We start from the raw sequence: 1,929 nt of genomic DNA, 5'->3' as shown, positions 1-1,929 counted from the left end.
CAGACGTCAATACAAAATCCTTCAATCTGGATCGATATTTTTTAAGCAGATATTGCGAATCAATTACAGCCTTATCTTTCATTGAAAAAACCATCCGGTTATTGTTTTCAGAATTCTGAAACAGCAGATAATCACTCCTGAATAATGATGATTTCAATTCTGACGTAGTATAAAAGCGATACTCTTTATTCAAAGCTTTTAACAGACTTTCTATTTTAGATTTATGTATTTGAATGATACCATCTTCTAATTCTGTTAATTCACTTTTAAGGGTAAAATCGGGTTGGACTTTTAAATCAGATAGAGGAACCGGATGCCTCTGTGTTTCCTCGTTTTGATCAATCACAAAAACACTTTGTCCTCTTTCACTATTTCTTAGCTCAATATTAAAACCTTTCAAGGCATCAATATACTGTTGCTTACCGCTAATATTCGATTCATTTAAAAGCATAAAAGTCTTCTGGATACGATGGTATAAATGCGCAGTTGAATCATCCGGCAAGCGCAGTTCATTCTTTTTAATACCGGTGACATGATTCAGCTTATAGGATTCCTCAAGGTTATTGATAAAAGCATTTACTCGTCTCTTCTCATTGTTATCTTTAATCTTTTTAAAGCTATGTGCATCAATTCTTGTGGACACCAGATGAAAATGCTCCCTGTCTATATCCTTGTGATGATATACAAAATAAGGCTGCTCTCCATATCCCATTTGTTTCATAAAACGATCCATCTCCTTTTTCAGGTCATTCACGCTCATCCTTTTCATATCCTCCGGTCCGGGATTAAAGGATAGATGAAAACACTTGTTTTTTGTTCTTTTATTTGAAGCTTCAATCTTCCTAAGTGTATCCAACCGGAACTCTTTCGGATTTGAAAACGGATCATTGGAATTGGTATTCCTGTGATGAAAGAAAGACGCTTTCCCTTTCTCCACTTTCATTTCATTATACAACAAAGCAGCTTCCGTATTCACCGACTGATGCATCACAATGACCATATTTAATTACTTAAGATCCATCAATATCAAATGTTTTGATAGCACAGCATGACATTCCTTTAAAACATCCAGACAGGAACGTATCACTTCCATATCCTCTCTTTTCAGCATATAGGTGTTATAAGCATTGAGTTTATGTGCTACCTGATTCAGGTTGGTACCCAGTTTAACCAAATCGTAATCCAGGGTTCTGAAGAGTGTATAAAACTCATCGCTTACATCTATATGTTTGGACAGACGTTTTCGAAAAATTCTCTCACGTACAAATTCACTTAAAGAACAATATCGCTCTTTCTTAAATTGCTGCTCTAATCTTGATTTTTCCTGTTTGGTAATTCTCACGACCAGCATTGTTATCAAAGCATCCTCTTCACTTGTTTTAGGTCTCATTTCTTTGATTTATTCTCTCATATTTTTCACAGCCTCGCAGAGCAAGAAATTCGTTTTTGTATTACAAAAACACATCTTGCATCTATTTTTAAGCAGGTACAATTCCATTTATTTTTTGAGATAAAAAAAGGAAAAGTCAACGTGCAACTCTTCCTTTTCTTCCGCTGAAAGCTGAACCCGGTTCAACCTACTTTGATCCCTTTACCCTTTTTTACCGTTTCGGTATTTTCTTCTTTTACCTGTTGCTTTTTTGCCTGTTTAAAATCAGAAAATGCAATGGTTCGACCGGCAGGATCCACCTGAAGAGTGGCTGAGAATTTCTTATCGTTTTTTCCAGTCATGCCTTGCAGGTTAACTTTGCCACCGTTCATCAGAGTCTGCTTTTGTTCGTCACTAAGGCTCACACCTTTTATTTTATCCGAAAGATTAATATTCTTCTGTTTCAGAGGTATGATTTCATTGGTTTTAGAATCAACCCCTATAAAGTATTTATCCTTCTTACCTGACAGATCCTGCAACTCAATCACCTTACCCATATT

Annotated in this window: 3 protein-coding genes; all 3 read right to left on the bottom strand. The window is 35.8% G+C overall.

Going from position 1 to position 1,929, the window contains the following annotated elements:
* On the bottom strand, positions 1-1,000 hold a 1,000-nt coding region (locus tag KEM10_RS23605; RefSeq protein WP_212220799.1), incomplete at its 3' end, for a relaxase/mobilization nuclease domain-containing protein.
* Between the two features lie 6 nt (positions 1,001-1,006).
* Positions 1,007-1,390, bottom strand: a complete 384-nt coding sequence (locus KEM10_RS23600; protein WP_212220796.1) for a plasmid mobilization protein — start codon at positions 1,388-1,390, stop codon at positions 1,007-1,009.
* A 182-nt stretch (positions 1,391-1,572) separates the two neighbouring features.
* On the bottom strand, positions 1,573-1,929 hold a 357-nt coding region (locus KEM10_RS23595), incomplete at its 5' end, for a DUF3945 domain-containing protein (protein ID WP_212220793.1).

Origin of the sequence: Carboxylicivirga linearis, assembly GCF_018271995.1 — a bacterium.
Lineage (GTDB): Bacteria > Bacteroidota > Bacteroidia > Bacteroidales > Marinilabiliaceae > Carboxylicivirga > Carboxylicivirga linearis.
The sequence above is the reverse complement of the archived record's forward strand: the minus strand, read 5'-3'. Positions and strand labels throughout refer to the sequence as shown.

Excerpts from the sequence above, each read along its gene's own strand:
- KEM10_RS23600 (WP_212220796.1), bottom strand. The coding sequence starts at position 1,390 with ATGAGACCTAAAACAAGTGAAGAGGATGCTTTGATAACAATGCTGGTC.